The 19,706-nt window shown below is 63.7% G+C and carries 17 protein-coding genes; 4 read left to right on the forward strand and 13 right to left on the reverse strand.

Translation table 11 applies throughout. From position 1 onward, the window contains the following. Window positions 1-29 precede the first annotated feature (29 nt). The 5 genes from ACQ4V8_RS19385 to ACQ4V8_RS19405 all read right to left on the reverse strand — a co-directional run bounded on the left by ACQ4V8_RS19385 (window position 30) and on the right by ACQ4V8_RS19405 (window position 6,422). A complete protein-coding gene (locus ACQ4V8_RS19385) occupies window positions 30-1,211 on the reverse strand; it encodes a TonB family protein (protein WP_436572019.1) in 1,182 nt (393 codons plus the stop codon). Next, entirely contained in the window at window positions 1,211-1,831 is a 621-nt protein-coding gene (locus ACQ4V8_RS19390) for a biliverdin-producing heme oxygenase (RefSeq protein WP_010399428.1), read from the reverse strand. Before ACQ4V8_RS19390 ends, ACQ4V8_RS19385 begins: the two co-directional genes overlap by 1 nt. A 34-nt stretch (window positions 1,832-1,865) precedes the next feature. Further along, a complete protein-coding gene (locus ACQ4V8_RS19395; RefSeq protein WP_082261071.1) occupies window positions 1,866-4,784 on the reverse strand; it encodes a TonB-dependent receptor in 2,919 nt (972 codons plus the stop codon). A gap of 109 nt (window positions 4,785-4,893) precedes the next feature. After that, complete coding sequence (locus ACQ4V8_RS19400) at window positions 4,894-5,898, reverse strand: FecR family protein (protein ID WP_436572020.1); 1,005 nt, start codon at window positions 5,896-5,898, stop codon at window positions 4,894-4,896. 8 nt (window positions 5,899-5,906) lie between these two features. Beyond that, entirely contained in the window at window positions 5,907-6,422 is a 516-nt protein-coding gene (locus ACQ4V8_RS19405; protein WP_010399423.1) for an RNA polymerase sigma factor, read from the reverse strand. A gap of 335 nt (window positions 6,423-6,757) precedes the next feature. On the opposite strand from ACQ4V8_RS19405, the gene ACQ4V8_RS19410 reads away from it, so the two are divergent. Together ACQ4V8_RS19410 and ACQ4V8_RS19415 are read left to right on the forward strand one after the other, a co-directional pair. Beyond that, complete coding sequence (locus ACQ4V8_RS19410; protein WP_010399422.1) at window positions 6,758-7,324, forward strand: YceI family protein; 567 nt, start codon at window positions 6,758-6,760, stop codon at window positions 7,322-7,324. Window positions 7,325-7,666: 342 nt separating this feature from the next. Then, on the forward strand, window positions 7,667-9,214 hold the full coding sequence (locus ACQ4V8_RS19415) for a hypothetical protein (RefSeq protein ID WP_436572021.1): 1,548 nt from the start codon (window positions 7,667-7,669) through the stop codon (window positions 9,212-9,214). A gap of 174 nt (window positions 9,215-9,388) precedes the next feature. Here ACQ4V8_RS19415 and ACQ4V8_RS19420 read toward each other — a convergent pair whose 3' ends face one another. From ACQ4V8_RS19420 to ACQ4V8_RS19430, 3 genes are read right to left on the reverse strand one after another with little or no spacing between them, the layout of a single operon-like run. Beyond that, window positions 9,389-12,178, reverse strand: coding sequence for an Hsp70 family protein (locus tag ACQ4V8_RS19420; protein ID WP_436572022.1), 2,790 nt, complete (start codon window positions 12,176-12,178; stop codon window positions 9,389-9,391). 2 nt (window positions 12,179-12,180) lie between these two features. Further along, a complete protein-coding gene (locus ACQ4V8_RS19425; RefSeq protein WP_196855563.1) occupies window positions 12,181-14,049 on the reverse strand; it encodes an Hsp70 family protein in 1,869 nt (622 codons plus the stop codon). Window positions 14,050-14,057: 8 nt separating this feature from the next. Continuing rightward, a complete protein-coding gene (locus ACQ4V8_RS19430; protein WP_010399418.1) occupies window positions 14,058-14,642 on the reverse strand; it encodes a DUF2760 domain-containing protein in 585 nt (194 codons plus the stop codon). 360 nt (window positions 14,643-15,002) lie between these two features. Here ACQ4V8_RS19430 and ACQ4V8_RS19435 point away from each other — a divergent pair, with 360 nt between their 5' ends. Beyond that, a complete protein-coding gene (locus ACQ4V8_RS19435; RefSeq protein WP_436572023.1) occupies window positions 15,003-15,791 on the forward strand; it encodes a DUF4349 domain-containing protein in 789 nt (262 codons plus the stop codon). Window positions 15,792-15,924: 133 nt separating this feature from the next. Here ACQ4V8_RS19435 and ACQ4V8_RS19440 read toward each other — a convergent pair whose 3' ends face one another. Both ACQ4V8_RS19440 and ACQ4V8_RS19445 read right to left on the reverse strand, forming a co-directional pair. Then, window positions 15,925-16,509, reverse strand: a complete 585-nt coding sequence (locus tag ACQ4V8_RS19440; RefSeq protein ID WP_436572024.1) for a chromate transporter — start codon at window positions 16,507-16,509, stop codon at window positions 15,925-15,927. After that, window positions 16,506-17,099: a chromate transporter gene (locus ACQ4V8_RS19445; protein ID WP_010399413.1), complete on the reverse strand. Its 594-nt coding sequence runs from the start codon at window positions 17,097-17,099 to the stop codon at window positions 16,506-16,508. The genes ACQ4V8_RS19440 and ACQ4V8_RS19445 overlap by 4 nt, the downstream gene beginning before the upstream one ends. A 218-nt stretch (window positions 17,100-17,317) precedes the next feature. Between ACQ4V8_RS19445 and ACQ4V8_RS19450 the strand changes: the two genes are divergently transcribed. Further along, window positions 17,318-17,539, forward strand: a complete 222-nt coding sequence (locus ACQ4V8_RS19450) for a hypothetical protein (RefSeq protein ID WP_010399409.1) — start codon at window positions 17,318-17,320, stop codon at window positions 17,537-17,539. Between the two features lie 80 nt (window positions 17,540-17,619). On the opposite strand, the gene ACQ4V8_RS19455 is transcribed toward ACQ4V8_RS19450, so the two are convergent. The 3 genes from ACQ4V8_RS19455 to ACQ4V8_RS19465 form a co-directional block, all read right to left on the reverse strand. Beyond that, entirely contained in the window at window positions 17,620-17,778 is a 159-nt protein-coding gene (locus tag ACQ4V8_RS19455) for a hypothetical protein (protein ID WP_157998747.1), read from the reverse strand. A 332-nt stretch (window positions 17,779-18,110) separates the two neighbouring features. Beyond that, on the reverse strand, window positions 18,111-18,689 hold the full coding sequence (locus ACQ4V8_RS19460; protein WP_436572025.1) for a response regulator: 579 nt from the start codon (window positions 18,687-18,689) through the stop codon (window positions 18,111-18,113). Between the two features lie 363 nt (window positions 18,690-19,052). Then, window positions 19,053-19,601 (reverse strand): phosphohydrolase, encoded by a 549-nt coding sequence (locus ACQ4V8_RS19465; RefSeq protein ID WP_196855566.1) that lies wholly within the window; start codon window positions 19,599-19,601, stop codon window positions 19,053-19,055. Between the last annotated feature and the right edge of the window lie 105 nt (window positions 19,602-19,706).

The following is a 19,706-nucleotide window of genomic DNA, read 5'->3' on the forward strand; positions in this document are numbered from 1 at the left end:
TAGCGAGAGTAAAAGCGGTTTTTGTGGGTTCAGCCGATGGAAAATTCGACGGGAATCGATAATTCCAATGGCTCCGGCCGTTCCTTGGGGATGCGTGGCAGTGGCGCCGCCCGTTGCAAGGTGTCGAGCGCTGCCTGGTCCAAGGCGGCGGAACCGGAACTGCGCTCGATGCTGGCCGCCAGCACCTGGCCGTCGCGGTCGATGCGGCAGCGCAGATACACCACGCCCTGTTCCTGCTTCGCGCGCGACGCCGCCGGATAGCGGCGGAAACGCTCCATGCGCGCCAATACCTTGCCTTCCCAGCTCGATACGCCGCTGCGCAGCTCCTGCGGCGCAGGCGGTAGGGCAGGCGAGGGCGGCGCCGCCGCGACAGACGCCGTGGCCGCCGGCACCGGCGAGACGGGGGCGTGGCGCACCTCGGCGACGGCCGCGACGGCCTCGGCCTGCGGCGCCATGGGCGCGGCATCGGGCTGCGGCGGCACGAATTGCGCTATGGCTGGCGTTGTTTTTTTGGCAAGGGCGCGCGACGGCGCGGCCGCAGCGCTGGCCTGTTCAGCAAGATTCTGCTCCAGGGGGCGCGGCGGGGCCGTGGCCGGCAGATACAGCAGCATGGCCGGCTGCGCCACGTCGGGCACGATGGCCAGCACGGGCGCTGCTGGAGCGCGCTGGTACAGTGCCCATGCCAGCAGGGCGCCATGCACGGCGAAGACGGTGGCAATCGTCAGTGGCTTGTGCCAGTGCGTCGGCGCCGTCTTTTCTGGTGCTGGCGCTGGCGCTGGCCCCGGCCCCGGCGCTGGCCCCGCCCCCGGCCCATCTGGTCGGCGCAGCAGGTAGACGATGACGGCGATTTCCATCGTTGCCACGAGGACGATCACCCACCAGGGCGGATGGCCGAGGCACATGGCGACAAAGCCGATGGTCATGCCCAGGCAAGCGAGGGCTTTGCCGCGGCGCGACACGGCGCGGTGCTCGCGCCACTGGCGCAGCGGCGCGCCGAAGCGTGGGTGGTGCAGCAGCCAGTGCTCCAGGCGTGGCGAGGCGCGGCTGAAGCAGGCCAGCGCCAGGATCAGGAAGATCGTCGTCGGCATGACGGGCAGCATGGCGCCGATCACGCCCAGCGCCACCATCAGCATGCCGGCGGCCGTCCAGGCCCAGCGGCGCAGCCGCGCCGTATGCGCTTGCGCGCCGCTCCGGATGACTGGCTCTTGCATCAGGCGCAGGCCTCGACGTGGCCTAGCATGCGCAGGAAGGCGGCGCGCGCGCCGTCGATCACACGCGCTTCGCCCGCATCGTCAAGGACGGCCGTATCGAGCACGCACGTGAAATCGCGCCAGTGGCGCGCGCGCCCGTCCGGGTGGCCGGCCAGGTGGCGCGCGCCGTGGTGTTCATCGAGGCCGATCTTGCCAGCCAGTTTATACAGGATGGCCGCGCCCAGCTTCGAGCCTTCGCTCACGTATAGCCAGCCCAGCGCCGTGGCCAGGTCCAGTTGCGCGTCGAACGGCGCCGTGGCAGCATCGGCTGGCAGCGCGGTATCGAGGTCGCGCAGGTCGGCGGCGATGCTGGCGTAGCGGCGGCGCTGTTCCAGGTCTGGCAGCAGGGCGGCCAGTTGCGCGTTGTCGTACAGTGCGTCGACATCGCGCAGGAACGCGTACTGCGCCTGCAGGAAGCGCGCGTAATTGTCGCGGCTGGAAAACGGCGCGCTAGCCATGATGCGTTGGTCCAGCAATTCGTGGGTGGCCATGGTGTCGGCTTTCAGGCGCTGGCTGCGAGTTGGGCTTGCGTTGGTCGGAACGGCGTTCAAGGTGTTGCTGGTGTCGCTTGCTGCATGCATGGATATCTGCTCTCTATTATAAGGATGAATCAAATTAGAAACGAACGCTGAGGGTGACGCGCGCCGTGCGGCCCGGTCCCGGCATCAGGCTCAGGGTCAGCGGATCGAGGTAGTATCGGTCCGTCAGGTTGTCCACTGCCGCGTCGACGGTGACATTGGGCGTGATTTTGTAGCTGGCGAACAGGTCGGCGAGGGTGTAGGCCTGCGTCAGCACTTGCGGCGAGGTGCCCGTCCACGACTGCCACACGGCCTTGTCGTCCTGGCGTGCCAGCGGCTTGCCGACGCGCGTCAGGCGCGTGCCGATGCTGAGTTTCTCCTGCAGCCAGCGCTTGCCCAGGGTCAGGTTGGCGCTCAGCTTGGGCTGGATATGGTTGCTCACGTAAGAACTGCTAAAACCGATGGGCGAGCAGTCGGGCGTGTTCCAGATATCCGATTGCCACTTGCTGGCCTTGCGCAAATAGGCCGCCGTGGCGGCGTCGCAGAGCAGTGTCTTGCGGTTCCAGGTTCCGGAAAAATCGGCAAACACGCTACCCCGGTCATACGAGGACTGCAGTTCGATGCCCGAGACGCTGTACTTGTCCGTATTGGCCATCGAGAAATTCTGCGCGTAGGCCGGCAAATCAGGAATCGGACGGCGCGTGATGTAGCCGTGGGTAACGTTGTCGAAGTACGCCACGCGCAGGCGCAGCTTGTCGGCGGCGCTCCATACGCCATCCTTGATCACGCTCACGCCGATCTCGCGGTTGTGACTGCGCTCGGCGTTCAACGGCGACGAATAGGTGGCCGAGAAACCTATCGTCGATTCGTACAGGCTGGGCATGCGCAGGCCGCGCGCGTCGCGCAGGAACAGGCTGACGCTGTCGGACAGGCGCGCCGTCAGCGCAAACGTGGGCGCAAAGCCGTGGTCCTTGCGACGGATCGGCGTGCTGTACTTGAACAGGCCGGCGATGGCGTCGCGGTAGACATAGTTGTTGCCGCTCCACTGGTCGACCTGTGACAGGTCCAGTGGCACCGCTTGCTCGCCATAGCGTTCCAGCATGCCGCCCACCAGCGCCGGATTGTTGGCGGCAGTGAAGCGGCCCTGCGCATCCTGATACCACTTCGCGGCGCCAAGCTGCTCGCCGTCCTTGTTCCACATGGTGACCCACTGCCAGCCTTGTGGATGGTATTGCTGTTCCGCACGGCGGTTGCGGTCGCGCGTATCGAAGCGCTGGAAGCGTCCGCCCGCGTCGATGCTCAGCCAGTCGCGCGCCTGCCACTGCAGCGAGGCGAACACGCTTTGCTCGTGGCGCTTGCCGTTGCGCAGGGTGTGATTGGCGTTCAGGTCAGCGTCGACGATGCGCACGCTGTCGGCCGGGCCGATATTCTCGTTTTGCAGGGACAAGCCGTAATCGAGCTTGAGCGCGCCCATGCCGGTGGCGAAGCGTGAGGTATTCGTCAGATCCGCCCCCACCCTGCGCGCCTGGTTTTTTGCCAGGTACAGCACTTCCACGCATTGCTTGCATTCGTTGTCGCCCGGATTGGGCTTGCCTTCCAGTGGATTGCTGAAGATATCGCCGTTGCGCGACTTGCTCTGCATGTCCGTCAGCCACAGATTGGTTTTCAGGTCGATCAGCTGCTGGCCTTCGGGCTTCCATTCATAGCGCGCCGTCAGCGCATTGGTGCGCACCTCGCTGTGGTCCCACTGGGGAATGCTGCCAGTGCTGTTGCGGTAGATTTGCGAGGGCATGATTTCGCCGTAGCTACTGTCGAAATAGCGGTAGCCCAGTTCCAGTTTCTGTTCGTGCGGCAGGCGCAGATTGGCCTTCAGCAGGGCCGAGGTAGTGCGGTTGGCCGTATTGAGCACTTCATCGCCGCGCTTGAAAAATTGCGTCACGCCATTGTCGTCGCCCCATTCGTTGAGCAGCTGATAACGTTCGAAACCGCGCGTGCCGGAAAAATAATTGCCGATGCTGCGCTGACTGATGGCGGCCACCAAGTCGTAGTCGTCCTGGCGCGTGGCCACGGCAATGCTGGCAAAGCCGCTGCGCGGGTCGCCCAACTTGTTGCGCTGCGTGCGCGGCGCGCTGCCGAAATCGTCGGGCGCCGTGACGCTGTTGTCCTGGATGCCGCCGCGCAGGCGCACGCCCGCGCGCTGGCCCTGTCGCAAAATGTCTTCCGGGCGCAGGGTCTGCATGCTGACCATGCCGCCGATGGCGCCGGCACCCTGCGCCGACAGGTTCGGGCCCTTGTCGATGTGGATGGCGCTGATCAGGTCCGGGTCGATGTAGCTGCGATCGGCAATGCCCGCGTAGCCGCGGTACACGGTCGACGATTGCAAGCTGCCGTCGATCAGCACGGGCACGCGGCCCTGGCCCTGCATGCCGCGCACATTGACGTCGACGGCGCCGCTGTTGCGGCTGTCGCCCACCTGCACGCCGGCCACGCCCTTGAAGATGTCGGCCGGGGAGGTGCCGCGGAAGCGCTCGATCTGTTCGCGCCCGATGTACACAGAGGCGGCCGGCGTGAGGTAGGGCCGGTCGGCCGGGTCCGTGTCGTCTGCCTCGAACGTGCCGCTGCCGCCCTGGCCATTCACGCGCAGGGTGCCGATCTGTACGGCGCCGGCAGCGAGGGGCGCCGGTGCGCTGATGATGATGGTCGTGCCGCCTTGCAACTGCGCCTGCAGGCCACTGCCGGCCAGCAGCTGGCGCAGCGCATCGGGCAGCGAATGCCGGCCCTGCAGCGGCGCGCTTTGCCGTCCTTGCGTCAGGCGCGCGTCTGCCAGCAGCACCATGCCGGCCTGGCGTGCCAGTTCGTTCAGCGCTCGGCTCAAAGGCTGCGCCGGGATCTGCCATTCCACTGCCGCCACCGGCGCAGCGGCATGTACGGCAGGCGTGGCGAAGGCCAGGCCGATGGCCAGGAACAGGGGAGACAGGCGGGCGTGCAAGCAATGGCGCGGTGAGTTCATGTGCATGTTTTTCCTATGGTGATATGGTAGTCATTCATAGTTAAAACGAATGAGTATCATTTACCCTGACGTGCACATGCATTTTATTTTCGCTGCATGTGGACGCTGGAGTAAATCAGCGGGCGACGATATGCAGCTTGCCGTCCTGGGGTAGCAGGCGCACTGGCAAGGCTAGCGGCAGGGCCGCGGCAAATTGCGCCGGCAACTTTGCATCGAAGCTGCCGTTCAGGCGCAGGGTGGCCAGGGCCGGATCGTCGAGCACCAGCTTGGTATCGCCATAGCGCTGGAATTCGGCCAGCGCCTCGGCCAGGGTGGCATCCTCGAAATCGAGGCGCCCGGCACGCCAGTTGCCCACCGCCTGGGCGTTGACCCTGGCCAGCGCTTGCACGCCCTGCTGCGTGACGCTCACCGTGTCGCCCGCGCGCAGCACTGCGGCATGCGCGCCGTTGTCGCTGTCGACGCGCACCGTGCCTTGCGCCACGCTCACCTGGGTCGTGGCGCCCACGTGGCGCACTGAAAAATGCGTGCCCAGTACCGTCGCCGTGGCCGCTCCCGCCATGACCTGGAACGGACGCTCAGGATCGGCATGCACATGGAACATGGCTTGGCCGCGCAGCAGGCGCACGGTGCGACGGTCGCGGTACAGGGCTACGTCAACGGCGCTGCCGCTATCGAGTTCGATGCGGCTGCCGTCGGGCAGCACTTGCGTGGCAAACTGGCCGCGCGCCGTACTGTAATCGTGCTCGAAGCGCGCTTGCTGCAAATGGCTGGCCAGCGGCCATGCGAGCACGGCGCACAGCAGCAAGCCGCCGCCGGTCAGCGCGCCGAGCGGCGGGAAGGTGGTCGTCTGGCGCAACTGCCGCAGCCGTTGCCGCAGCGATGACGGCGTGCCCGCAGCCGGGGCGCGCTGGCTGAAGGCCGCCACGCGCTGCGCCGGCAAGCTGGCCAGCAGCGCATTGGTGCGGCCCAGCGCATCCCAGGCCCGCTGGTGGCGCGTGTCCGTTGCCAGCCATTGCCGCAATGCTGCCAGTTCAGCTGCGGCCAGGCCTGCGTCGTGGCGCAGCCGCCAATGCGCCGCCAGGAAGTCGATCTCGTCGAGCGTCGTGTCTTGTGATGTCATGCGCTGTTTCATACCAGGTCCCGCTCGGGCAAGCCTTTTTTACAGGCCAGCATGCCGTTGATGATGTGTTTTTCCACCATGTTGACGGAGATGCCCATGCGCGCGGCGATCTCGATCTGGCTCAGGCCATCGAACTTGTACAGCGCGAAGGCTAGGCGGCAGCGCGGCGGCAAGGCCTCGATGATGGCCAGCAGGCGCTCCATGGTTTGCCGGTCGTGCAGGCGCTGTTCCGGTTCATCGGCGCGCGGCGCGCGCAACTGCATGTGCGGCTCGTCGAGCGCATCATGGGGCCGCCTCTGGCGCAAGCGCTGTTCGTCGATGGCGATGTTTTTTGCCGTGACGTACAGCAGGGCGCGCTGGCCGCTGTCGGGTGGCGTATCGCCACGCAGGGCGTGCGCGCCGCCCTGCGGCTGGCGCGCCAGGATGCGGGCATAGGCTTCCTGCACCGCGTCCTGTGCCTTATCGCGGCATCCCGTGGAGCGCGAAATGAGGCGCAGCAATTGCTGGTAATAGCGTTCAAGCACAGCGCATGTTCCCGTGATCAAAGCGCGCCATGATAGCAAGCCTTTCAAATAATAACAAGAATCATTCTCATTTGTGGTGTCATTTGTGGCGCCAGCTGAGGTGCCCGATACCGCTGGATATTGTTGCGAATGCAGACAATAATCGGCATCAGAGAAGCTACTGTGGATCTTATTATCGATTTTTTCGATACTAACTAGGTATATTTTCCGTTTTACATCGATCTTCATGCCATGCATAATTCATTGCAACTGAAACCAGACAAATAGTCGCATGCGTGGTTCGCCTGCTGCTGCTTGCGGTTTTGACATCCTCCACTCCCTATCAGGAATCCACCATGAAAAAACTGCTCGCTTTTATCGCCGCCGCCGGTTTCTCGCTGTCCGCCGTTGCCGCGCCCGAAGTCTATGTCATCGATGGTAGCCACACTTTCCCGCGTTTCGAGTACACCCACATGGGCTTCTCGACTCAGCAAAGCCGTTTCAACACCACCACCGGCAAAATTACGCTGGACCGCGCCGCCAAGACGGGCGCCGTCGAAGTGCTGATCGACACCAAATCCGTCGACACCGGTTCGACCCTGTTCAACACGCACATCCAGGGCGATGGTTTCCTTGAAACCGACAAGTTCCCGGTCGCCACCTACAAATCGACCAAGTTCAACTTCGACGGCGACAAGCTGGCCTCCGTCGAAGGCAACCTGACCCTGAAAGGCGTGACCAAGCCTGTCACCCTGAGCGTCACCTCGTTCGCTTGCGCGCCGCATCCGATGTTGAAAAAAGACGCTTGCGGCGCCAACGCGACGGCCAAGATCAAGCGCTCTGAATTCAACGCCGGCAAATATGCGCCCGCTGTCAGCGACGATGTGACCCTGACGTTCGCGATCGAAGCGATCAAGCAGTAATTCTTGGCGGCAGAATGAAAGTGGCGGCGCACTCCGGTCCGCCGCCATTTCTTTTTTCCTGGCAGTGACGGCGATCACGACAAGTGATGCACCTGCTGCTGCCACTATTCTCTGTTCTCTATTTCCCAATCACCACACCTTGCCCACCTGCTAGTCCACCTCGGGCGAGATCAGATTGTTGAAGTGCCGGGCATACTGTTGCTGGCCAAGCCGAAGCAGGGCGCAGCAGGATGGTCCGTGCCAGCCGTGCGGCGGAACGGACACAACTGCAATACACTATCGTTTCGGTATAATTTGTTATTTTAATAATAATTCAAGCGCTGTACGCAAGGGGAGCATACCGTGGAAAACAGCGAGCCAGTCAAATCGTGCCTGCCGCTTTGGCGGCGCTGGCTGTGGCCATTTTCCCAGCTTGGCTCGGCCTTCAAGCTGACGGGCACGCACCTGCTGCACCACGTGATCGGCGCCAGCCTGATCGCTGCGATGATGCTGGCGCTGGAAGGTTTGCATGTGCTCGAATGGCTCGATGCGGCCATGCTGCGCGCCAGCGCGCTGCAGGGACAGGGACAGCTACTGAAGCGCAGCGAGGATCCGGGTGCCGCCTACCGGCCCGGCATCATTGAAATCGACCAGCCTGCGTTCGAACGGGTTTTCGATGAGCGCGAACCACTGGAGCGCACGCGCCTCGAGCAATTGATCGCCAGCGCCGCCGCGCACGCCGGCACGGTGCTGGCCATCGATCTGGACCTGGCGCCGGCCGTGTATGAACAGCACAAGGCGGGCGAGCGGGCGCTGGATCGCCTGCTCGACCAATTGGCTGGCAGTGGCCGGCAACTGGTGCTGATCCTGCCCGAACAATCGGACCAGAACGCGAACCTGCCATGGATACGCGCGCGTTGCGCCGCCGGCATCCATTTCGCCAGTGCGCAGATCCGCGAGCGCATGGGCGCCGTCACGCGCATCGAGTTGAAAAGCCCGGTGCTCGCTGCCGTGGCCTTCGAGCTGGCGCATGGCGCCGACGAGCAGGAGCAGAAGCAGCCCATGCCGGCCGTCTTGTCCCAGCAAAAGGAAGGGCTGGCGCTGGCCGACCGCGTATGCGAGCTGGCACGGCGCGCGGGTAGCGAAAAGGAGTTGGCGCGTTGGGCGTTCGAACCCGTGATCCATGGCGACGCCAAGGCCGCGGCCGAACAGAACGCCGTCACCGCGCCGTTCCACCCGGCTGCCGTGGCGCGGCAATTCATCAATCCCACGCGCATGCGCGCCAGCCTGATCGATGGTCAGGCTGGGGTGGCTGCCGTGGCAGGGCGCAAGAACGCCGTGTATATCGGCAGCAGCTATGACGTACGTAACCGTTACACGACGGCCGAAGGCGAGCAGGCTGGCCTGCACTTGCATGCGGCCGCCCACGCTTCCTTGGGCATCGGTACGGCGGACGTGAATAAATACGTGGTGTTCGTGGCCGACATCGTCATCGGCGTGTTGCTGGGCTGCCTCTTCGGCGGCCTGTGGATATTGTATGGCCGTGCCGAGCTGGCCATCGACCAGCGCCTGCAAGATCACGATTTCAGCCGCTTGCACCGCCTGCGTACCCTGTTCGAATTCTATGCTATCCGCTTGATGCTGCTGCTGGTGTGGGCTTCGCCATTTGCCATCGGTGCGCTGGCGATCTACCTGTCGCGCGGCTTGCTCGAACAGGGTTGGTGGGTCAACCCCGGCCCCCTGATCGCCGGCATGTTCCTGCACGCGATGTCGCTGCGCAACGAAGCGCACCATCCGCACGAAGAGGTGCCGGGCCTGTCCGTCTGGGCCCAGCTGCGCCGCACGCATCCCGGCATCGTGCTGGTGCAGGCGCCGCTGGCGGTGGTGCTGTTGATCATCGCCGTGATTTAGCGCAAGGCGGCGTGCCGCAATGGCCTGGGTATGGCTGGCCGATAGCTTGCCGCGGTATTGCGGCGCGCGCAGCGAAAGGTAGGTCGGATCAGGCCGCAGGCCGTCATCCGACAACATTGTTGGCGATGCCTGTCGGATTACGCTACGCTAATCCGACCTACGTGACCCATGGTTTCAGCCGATCAGTTTTAAGCCCGGCGGCAGGGCCTCGCCCAGCATGCGCCGGGTAACTGCTTCGTCGAGCTGTGTCACTTCGCTGACCATGGCTTGCCACAGGGGCGGGGCGCCAACGGCTTTCAGACGGGCCAGGATGATGGCCCGCACATCGTCGGCGATGTCGCGCGAGCGGTCGCCCGTCATGCGCGCCAGGTGGGTGGCGGCAAACGCCGCCGGCTCCACCTTTTTCCAGTCCAGCGCCAGCAGCATCGTGAGCCATTCGGCCACGCTGGCGCTGTCGACCACTTCGTGCGCGCTGCCGTGGAAGGGCTGGCGCGCGCCGACTCTGGCCAGCGCCCACAGGGTATTCGTCTGCGCCGCTTCGCCCTTCTTGCTGGCCTTTTCCATGCGTTTGATCAGCCAGGCGCCCACTTCCGTCTTGTAGGCGCCGGGAATGCGCTCCAGCGACGCGCCCAGGCGCAGCATGTCGTCGTCGCTGCCATTGACCAGGGTGACAGGGCGGCTGCCGCGCTGGGCTGCATCGGCTTGCAGGTTGAAGGCGAAGTCGTCGAGCAGGCGCAATTGCTGCTGCGTGCTCAAGCCGCCGGCCACGCGGCGCCACAGGGTCCACCATTCGGCGCACACCTGGTTGTCTTTGTGATGCTGTATGCCCGTGTCGAACAGGGCCCATAGCTGTTCGATGCGCCACGGGTCGAGCGCGTCGCCGTAGCCGGGGCGCAAACAGTAGCCGGCCAGGTTCAGCCAGACCCGCTCATGCTCGGCAGAGCGGCGTCGGCCATGGGCGCGCTGCATGAGGGCGTCGAACAGCTGGCGCAGCAGCGGCGTATCCCAGCTCTCGCGCCCGCCCAGCCCCAGTTCCAGATGCTGGCGCAGCTGGCGCACTTCCTTGACGTCGACTTTTTGTGCCTTGCCGCCGAAGATGCGCTCGATCTTCTCGATGGCTTCTTTCACGCGTGGCGACAGGGCAGATGTTTGGGCCTGCGTTTCCTCTTCGCCACGCAGCTGGAATTCCAGCAGCCAGCGTTGGCCGGCATCGGCTGCGGCCACGCAGTGTACTTCCAGGGTACCCACTTCGGTCATCACGGTGGCCAGTTGCACGGTGATGTCGCGCTTGTCATTGGCATCCTGTTTGTCGTGCAGCACACTGGCCAGCGGCGGCAGGCGCAGATACTCGCCGACGCTCAAATCGACGATGTCGCCCAGCTTGGGCGGCGTGGCCGTTTGCGCAATCGAGGACGCCAGGTGAAAGCGCACGGGGCGGCCCAGGCGCAGCGCGAACAAACGCTGCGTCAAGCCGATTTCTTCGCCGCTGGCGCTGCCACGGGGCAGGATGCAGACGGCGCGGTTGTCCTTGCCCGCCTCGCCCAGCACGAGGAAGTAGCTGCGCGGCGAACCGCCGCCGATGCGCGGCGCCTGGCCGCGTCGCGCCAGCGCGTAGGCGACGGCGCCGCGCGCCACGGCCACGTCGGGATTGTCGTTGTGCAGGATGGTCAGGGGCGCGCCGCGCCAGTGGGCGAGCGTCTCGGCCAGGCGGCGCGCCAGTGCGTCGGCGCGGAACACGCCCCCATTTAACAGCAAGGTGTCGGGCAGGTCGCCCCCCAGTGCCCCTTGATGCTGCTGCAAAAAGCTGGCCAGATGGCGCGTGATGGCTGCGTCCTGCGCATACGGCAGGCCGAATTCGACGATGCCGGCGCGGTTTTTCCTGGCTACTTCGCTCAGTTCCACCTTCGGGAAGAAGCCGTCGACCAGCATGGTCGCCACTTCCTCGCGCGTAATGTCGGTGGAACGGCTGGCACCTATCAGGTGAGAGCCGGCGCCCAGCAGGGTAATGCTGGTGCTTTCCGGCGCATCGTTCGACAGCAGTAATTCCTTGGCAGCGCGGCAGCGCTGCATCAGCTGCGACAGGCGTGTGGCGGACAGGCGCATGCCGCCTTCCTGGCCTGCCGCCATGCGCGTTTCTGCCAGGTGGGCCAGCGCCAGGTCCATATTGTCGCCGCCAAGGATCAAATGGTTGCCCACGCTGCTGCGCGTGAGTTGCGGTGCGCCATCGTCATCAAAGGCGACATCGATCAGGCTGAAATCGGTGGTGCCGCCGCCCACGTCGCATACTAAAATGCGCCGCGTTTGCGCCAGGTCTAGGTGCAGCGTTTCGCGCTGGCGGTGCAGATAATCATAAAAGGCGGCCTGCGGCTCTTCCACCAAGCGCAGCGTGGGCAAGCCTGCCATGCGCGCCGCTTCCAGGGTGAGTGCGCGCGCGCCCTCGTCGAACGAGGCGGGGATGGTAAGCACCAGTTCCTGGTCTTCCAGTGGCGCATCGGGGAAGCGCTGATTCCACGCCGCGCGCACATACGCGAGATAGCTGGCGCTGGCCGCCACGGGCGACACCTTGGCCACGTCGGCATCGGCGCCCCACGGCAGGATGGGTGCCTGGCGGTCCACGTTCGCATTTGACAGCCAGCTCTTCGCGCTGGCAACGAGCCGTCCCGGCACTTGCGCGCCGAGCTGGCGCGCCAGTTCGCCGAGCACGGGGCGTGCAGCGTTGTTGTCAGCGTCCTGTGGCCACGGCAGCTGCAAATCGCCGGCCGCCAGTTCGCCATCGGCGCGGTGGTAGCGCAGCGAGGGCAGCAGCGGGCGTGCTGCCACTTCGCCCGGAGCGACCAGTTGCTCGATGGCGAATAGCTCGATGCCGGCTTGCGGATCGTTGGCATTGGCATACGCCACCACCGTATTGGTGGTGCCCAGGTCGATGCCGACCAGCCAGGCCGGCTGCACCTTCGCGCTGCGCATGCTTATTGCTGCGTCGTGCCGCGCACGTCGAATTCCACTTTCCAGCGCTCGGCGCCGTCGGCAGATACCGCTAACAGCTCCAGGGTGCCCGCTTCCGTCACGCGGGCGTGCAGCTTGACTTGCACCACGTCGCCAGCCTGGCGACCTTCGGCCGATAAGGTTGCCTGGATTTCGCTCAGCTCTTGTAACTCATCATGGCCCCAGAAGTCGAGCAAGTCGCCGATCTGGTCGTTGCGGCGCGTGGATGAGGCGAAGAAGCGGAAGTGCACGGGTTCGCCCACCACCAGGCCGAATTGCTGGCCCGGCAGTTCCAGTTCGCTGCCTTCTTCCATGCCGAACGGCGCCACGCACAGGGCCTGGATCGGCGGTTCCATGCCGGGGATGGCGGGCATGGCCGATTCGATGGCCACGTAGAAGGCACTGGCCGTACCGCCGCGGATACGCACGCCATGGCCGCGCCGCACGTAGCTGTAGTAGGCCGCGCCACGGGCCACGGCCAGGTCCAGGTCGGCCCCGGCCAGCATGCGTGCCGGTTCCGCGCCTTCCATGTACAGCCAATCGTTGACGGTGGCCATGATGCGCTGCACCAGCAAGTCGGACTTGAACACGCCGCCGTTGAACAGCACGGCCGTCGGGTGCAAGAAGCTGGCGCCTGCTGCCTGGCGGCCCGCAAAACCTGCCAGCTCGCTGGTCGCCGCCACTTGCCGGCCCAAAAACGCGGCCAGGTGGCGCGTGATGGCGGCGTCCTGCGCATACGGCAAGCCCAGTTGCGTCAGGCCGGCGCGCGTGCGCACGGCTGGGCGGCTCGACGCTTCCACCTGCGGGAAGAAGCCGTCGAGGATGAAGGTGGACACTTCGGCGCGCGTCAGTTCCGTGCGGATGGAGCCGCCGATCAGTTTCGAGCCGCGGCTCGGCACGACGATCGGCGCCACATCGAGACCGCTGTCGGCCAGCAGGCTTTCCTTGGCGCTGCGGCAGCCATAGGTCAGCGCGCGCATTTGCCAGGCGTCGAGCTGGCTGCCGTTGGCTGCCAGCTTGCGTGCTACCAGGTGGGCCAGGGCCAGGTCCATATTATCGCCACCGAGCAGGATGTGTTCACCGACGGCCACGCGGTGCGGTTCCAGCACGCCGTCGCGCTCCAACACGGCGATCAGCGAAAAGTCGCTGGTGCCGCCGCCCACGTCGACCACCAGAATGATGTCGCCCGGCTTGACTTCCTTGCGCCAGCGGCCTTCGCTGGTCTGGATCCAGCTGTACAGGGCCGCTTGCGGCTCTTCCAGCAGGGTCAGCGAGGTATAGCCGGCCGCCTGCGCCGCTTCCATCGTCAGCTCGCGCGCGGCCGGATCGAACGAGGCGGGAATGGTGACGGTGATTTCCTGCTGCGCGAACGGCGCTTGCGGGTGGGCGTGGTCCCAGGCTTGGCGCAAATGCGTCAGGTAGCGCGTGGCGGCCGTGATGGGCGAAATGCGCGCCACTTCGGCCGGTGCATCGTTCGGCAAGATGGCGGCGCGGCGGTCCACGCCCGGGTGGCACAGCCAGCTTTTTGCGCTCGACACTAAACGGATGGGCGTGGTGGCGCCACGGCTGCGCGCCATTTCGCCGACGACGAAGGGAGCTTGCGCTTCTTCGGTGACCCAGGGCAGGGCCAGGTCGCCCGCCGCCACTTCATCGGCGTGCGGCAGATAGACGAACGACGGCAGCAAGGCAAGGTTTTCGACGGTGCCCGGCGCCGACAACTGCGGCACTTTCAGCACGCCATGGCTGGACTTTTCGCCGTCGCTCTCATTGAGGTTCACATACGACAAGGCGCTGTGAGTGGTGCCCAGGTCGATGCCGATGGCGTAGCGCGCGGTGTTTGGGGGGGTGTTCATCGCATCGCTCACAGTTCCACCTCGGCCGGTGCCAGGATCGCGGCGTCGTGTTGCGCGCTCAGTTTCGGCAGGCGTACGCTGGAGGCGCGCCAGCCGCGGTGGCTGAGGGTGCCCGTGAATGGTGCGGAACCGACGACGTTACCCGTCAGGCGTACCTGGGCGCTGTCAAAGCCTTGCTGCAGCACGATGCGGCTGCCCTCGGCTTCCTGGCGCACGGCGTCGATAGTGAAATATTCGCGCATGACCTTGGCGCAGCCTTCATGCACGACGCGGGCGGCGGCGCCGATATCGGCATCGGCATGGCTGCCCAGGTTTTCCTGGGTGAAGTCGATCAGGCGTGCTTCGCGTTGCAACAACGCCAGTAATTGCAGGGCGGCGTCCGGCGTGGCTTCTTTTACGATGACGGGTGCGGCCGCTGGCGTTGGCACGGGGGCCGGTGCCGGTGTCGGAGCGGGTGCCGGCGGGGCAGCTACGGGTAAGGACAGTTTTTCCACGCGGGCCGCATAGGCGGCGTCCGACAGGGTGCTGAAGAAGGCGCCGAAGGCTAGCGGGACGCGGCGCCAGAACGATGGGTGGGACGATGATGTACTCATAGCTAACTCGTTTCTCTGCTTTGTAGGGTGGCGTCGGCGGCGCGCCCGGTGGCGGGGCCGCTGCGCAAGGTGGTGCATGTGCCGCGCCTATCTGGCCGGCTGCGTTTGCCCGCATGATACCAGCTACGGCGCCGCCGCCAAAGTCGCCGGCGCCCCTTGTGCCTGCTGTAGGCTGGGATTTTCTTTGTCTCTACGCAAGGAAACATACGATTTTTGGCCACTTCGACTAGAATCGCGGATTGTCTTTTTGCATGACTTGCCTGTCATGTCTGGCGGCTTGTCCCGTGCTGTAGCCCGATGAATGCGACTTGCCCGATATTGCGTTGCTGTCGCAGCACAAATAACTGTGAGAAAGAAATCATGAAAGCAGTAGGGATATATCTGATCGGCCTGGTGCTGCTGGCAGGTTGCGGCGGCAAGGACGAGGGCGCCAGCCTAGCCAGTGCCGCGCGTTTCGATGGCAAGGAACGAGGCAAGGCGTTTCTTGCCTATGAACACAATGTCAGCGTCGATACGAGCGAGGCGCAAGTGCGGCCCCTGGTTGAAAAAGTGGCCGCCGCCTGCAAGGCCGATACGGAAAACGGCTGTCTGTTGCTTGACTCCGCTATCGACAGCGGGTCTTACGTGCATGCGCGCATCAGCCTGCGCGCCAAGCCGGCCGGCATCAAGAAGCTCGTTGCGCTGGTCGCGGCCGGAGGCGACGTCAGCAGCGAGGGCACCAAGGTGGAAGACCTGGGCCGTCCTGTGCTCGACAGCAAGAAACGCCTGGACATGCTCAAACAGTACCAGGCCCAGCTGCAGGAGCTGGAAAAACGTTCGAGTGCGAACGTCGATGCCCTGATCAAGGTGAGCAAGGAGCTGGCCAGCGTGCAAGTGGAGCTGGAGCAGGCGACAGCGGCCAATGCGCTGCTGCTGCAGCGCATCGACACGGACTTGCTGAGCGTGAATATCAGCGCCGAAGGCAAGCAATCATTCTGGCGCCCCGTCAAGCGCGCTCTGGGTAATTTTACGGAAAACCTGTCGCAAGGGGTGGCCAACGCCATCACGGCCATGGCATACATTTTGCCTTGGCTGATCGCTTTCGTGCTGCTGTACCCGCTGGGACGCAGGGGCTGGCGCCGCTTGAGAGGCTTGCCGCGCAAGGGCTAATGGGCAAGGCGCGCGCATCGTTCCCTAAGGGCAGGCGCTGTGTGCGCTCCTGGCCGGATGCAGCAGCGGCGTCGCGCAGTCGATGGATGACGAGGTGGTGCAGCCCAGCGCAGCGCCATCAGGCCGTGTCGACCTACACCAGTTGCAGCCAGCCCAGCATGGCACCGGCCGCCAGCAGCCACAATAAGTGGATTTTCGTGCGCCAGATGATCAGGCCGGCCACGATGGACAGGCTCCAGAGGGGCCAATCGGTGCGGATGTCGTGATGCGCGCTGCCCAATATCATGCCCGTGGAAATGAGCAGGGCGACGACGATGGGCGCCATGCCTTGCTTGAAAGCGCGTACGGCGCGCAGGTCGGCGTTGCGGTAGCCCCACTGTGCCGCCACGTAGGTGAGGGTGGTGCTGGGCAGCATGATGCCCACCATGGTCACCAGCACGCCCAGGCACGCAGCCGCGTAGCTGCCGGCATTCATGCCCACGTTCCAGCCCATCAGGGCGACGAACAGCACGTTCGGGCCGGGCGCGGCTTGCGCGATGGCAATCGACTCATTGAATTGCGCCTGCGTCAGCCAGCCATGCTGTTCGACCAGGAAGCGGTGCATTTCTGCGGTGGTGGAAATGGTGCCGCCGATCGACATCAGCGACAGCATCAGATAATGGCCGAACAGGTTCAGCCAGTCGCCCGCGCTCAAGGTCAGTTGCAAAGGCGGCGTCATGAGGACAGCTTGCGATAGGTCAGCAGGCAGCCGATGCCGCCCAGGCCCAGCAGGATGTACAGCAGTGGCCAGCGCAAGATCGCCACCATCAGCACGCCCAGCACCGTGATGGACAAGGTCAGCCACAGAGGCAGCGGATGCTTGCCTAGCGCGCCTGCCAGTTTCATGCCCATGGCGGCGATCATGCCGGCCGACACGGCCGCCATGCCGCGCAAGGCGCCTGCCATCTGCGCGTTGTCGCCAAAGTGCGTGTACAGCACGCCCAGCAACAGCACGATGACGAGGGGCACGGCCAGCATGCCGGCCAGTGCCGTCAGGGCGCCTCGCAAGCCGAAATAGCGCGCGCCGAGCATCAGCGACAGGTTGATGACATTCGGTCCTGGCATGATTTGTGCCAAGGCCCAGTCTTCCATAAATTGCTCTTGCGTCAGCCAGCGCTTGCGCTCGACCATTTCGCGCTGGATCACGGCCAGCACGCCACCAAATCCCTGCAGCGCTAGCCAAGTAAACGAGAAAAACAGGTCGGCCAGCGAGGCCGGTTGCGGGTGGGGCAGGTCGGGCGGGCGGGCGGCGAGGGGGGATGAGGGCATGGTTGATTATCGCCGTGGCCGCTTGCGCTTGTCCATCGCTTTCGGCAGCGCTTGTGCCTGCAAGAAAAAACCGTGGCTCATGTTTCCCTGCTATTGACATTAAGAATATATCAGCAATACTTTAAAGGCAACACGACCGCTGTTGCTGTCCGCGTTAGCGCGGCCGGCGCCGCAACGCCGTTTCCACCCCTCTATCCCCTTCGCAGGAGTCGTTCGTCATGTCTCATTACACAGAAACGCTGCATATGCCCGTCAAAACCTTGGTGCTGCATGTCCGGAGCGACCAGAAGATGTGCGATATCGTCAACCTGGGCATTGCCGTGCAGGCTGCCTTCAGTACCTTGTGTGCACTGGAATACTTGAAGTCATACAATGTCGCCCCCGAACTGATCGAGCGCGTGCTGTTGCATCCGGAGCAGCGCCGCCGGACCGTGCATTGAGTATCCTCGCGGCAACTGTGTTGCTGGCAGCCGTAGTCCGGTGTTGCCGGATTGCTCACTACGGCTCAGTTATGCACAAATCATGGCTTAGCGAAATTGGCGAAATAATTTTGTGGTGATATTGTTTGATTTTCTAAGTAACTGATTTTAATCGGTTTTATTTTTGCTGTTTGATTGAGCAGTTTATTGAAAGCCGCACGGGCTGTGGCTTTGAGGCTTGTCAATAGAGCCTTATCCACAAAGATATCCACAGTCCGTGTGGATATCTGAAAAAGCGCTTAACAATCCGCCACTTAGATAGTGGTGCCGGATCGGCGTGGCAAATGCAGCGTCGCCGCAGCCCAAGGCACGGTGGGGAATTGGCCTGTATGTTTATCCAGTACACTTGTTGTTATGCCTGACAAGGCCGATCAACACTGACTGCGCGTCGTCGTCTTCAGTCGGCGACGCTTGCTGTCAAGCGCGGCATCTACCCATGATTTCTTGCTTGTTTGCTGATGTCACTGCGCGCGCCGGTTTGCTTAGCCGTTGTCAACGTGGCGGTGGCGTTCCAAAGCTTGCCATCGGCCCCTCACGCTGGCGTGTCGCCACACTGGGCCAGGGCAGCAGCGAGGTCGGTGACTTGTTGTTGCGATTCGCGCAAGGTGGCGTAGGTGCGCAGCGAGGTGATTACGGTGGTAAATAATTTGCGCGTGGTCAGGTCTGTCTTGCACCAGAAATCGTTGATGTCGTAGTCGATGACGATGCGGTGTTCGAGCGCTTGGCCGGGCTGGCCCGTACGCAGGATGATGCGCACGGCGCTGTTGTGCAGCTCGGTGCGAACTTGGTGCGCCACTTGCAGCCCGGCATCCGGGGTTTCCATGATGACGTCGAGTAGCACCACGGCGATATCGGGCGTGCTGCGCAGCAAGGCGAGCGCCTCGCTCCCCGAATAAGCGTGCAAAAAGCTCAGCCTACGGCCTTGGAAGCTGGCCTGGCTGAGGGCGAACTTGGTTACCACGTGCACATCGACATCGTCATCGACAATCAGCACGCGCCACGGCGTCGCGATCGCAGGTTCTGCCGTCGCGCCTGCGCGCCCGAGTGGCTCGTCGATGAGCCAGTCGGGTTCGTCCGCCCCCTTGGCGGCACTGTCGCTATCCATATTCATGCATTTACCCACCGTTGATCGTACTCGCGTACCCCACACTATGCCAGTCTGCGGGGTTTGTCAAAACAATGCTGTCCAGGCAAGATGGCCTGGGGCAGGATTGCTTATGCATAGCAAAATATATTTTCATGCTGCCCCAGCTGCTTCGCTCTGGCGCTAAATCATGATTCCAAGTCGTTGATTTCATTGGATTAAAAAATTGCCTGTGAATTCAGCAAATTATTGAAAGCCGCATCAATGCTGGTGTTGCGGCTTGTCAAGAGGGACTTATCAACAACCTTATCCACAGTTGCTGTGGATATCTGAAAAAGCCGTGCAAAAACCGTGGCTTAGCGCCCGTTGGCGCAGCATGGAAAGAGACTTTCACGGCGCCATTCCAAGTCCGCCCAGCTGTGTAAAGGCGTGCAGGAAGCGCTGCTTGGCTTCGGCCGGACCCATGGCCTCGATTATACCGGGCAAGGGGACGATGTCGTCAAGGTAATCCCAGCGCTCGGCCGAGTGGGGCATCAGGTCGCGCTTTTCCGTCGCCAAGGCGATCAGGTCGGCCCGTTTGATGGGCGCGTAATCGGAAAAATCCAGACCATAGGTGGTGGCGATGATGGCGCTGACCTTGTCTTCGAGTACGGCAAATTGCGGCAGCAGCACTTTCAAGGGTTTCACCATGTCACCGAGGTAGGCTTCGGCCGCGTCGTGCAGCAGGGCCGCCAGGCGCAAATGGGGCGGCACCAGGCCGGCGACAATCAGGCTGTGCTGGGCGACAGAGTAAAACACTTGCGTCTGTCCATTGAAGCGGCATTGGTAGGCGAGGCCATGGGCAATGTCTTCGATGGCGACCTTGTCGATATGCGGGCGCAAAGGATAAAAACGGTTGCCGGAATAGGTGGAAACGTAGTCGGTGGTAATCATTGCCATGGCAGGGTGCTCGAAACGCTGAGGAAGCTTCATCCTACACCCGATGGCAGGGACTTGCTGCGCCTGCCCTGCGCAGGCTGTTTCTTGCATGAAAGAAAGCTAAGC

It is taken from the genome of Janthinobacterium paucivorans (assembly GCF_051380805.1).
Taxonomy (GTDB): domain Bacteria; phylum Pseudomonadota; class Gammaproteobacteria; order Burkholderiales; family Burkholderiaceae_D; genus Janthinobacterium; species Janthinobacterium lividum_D.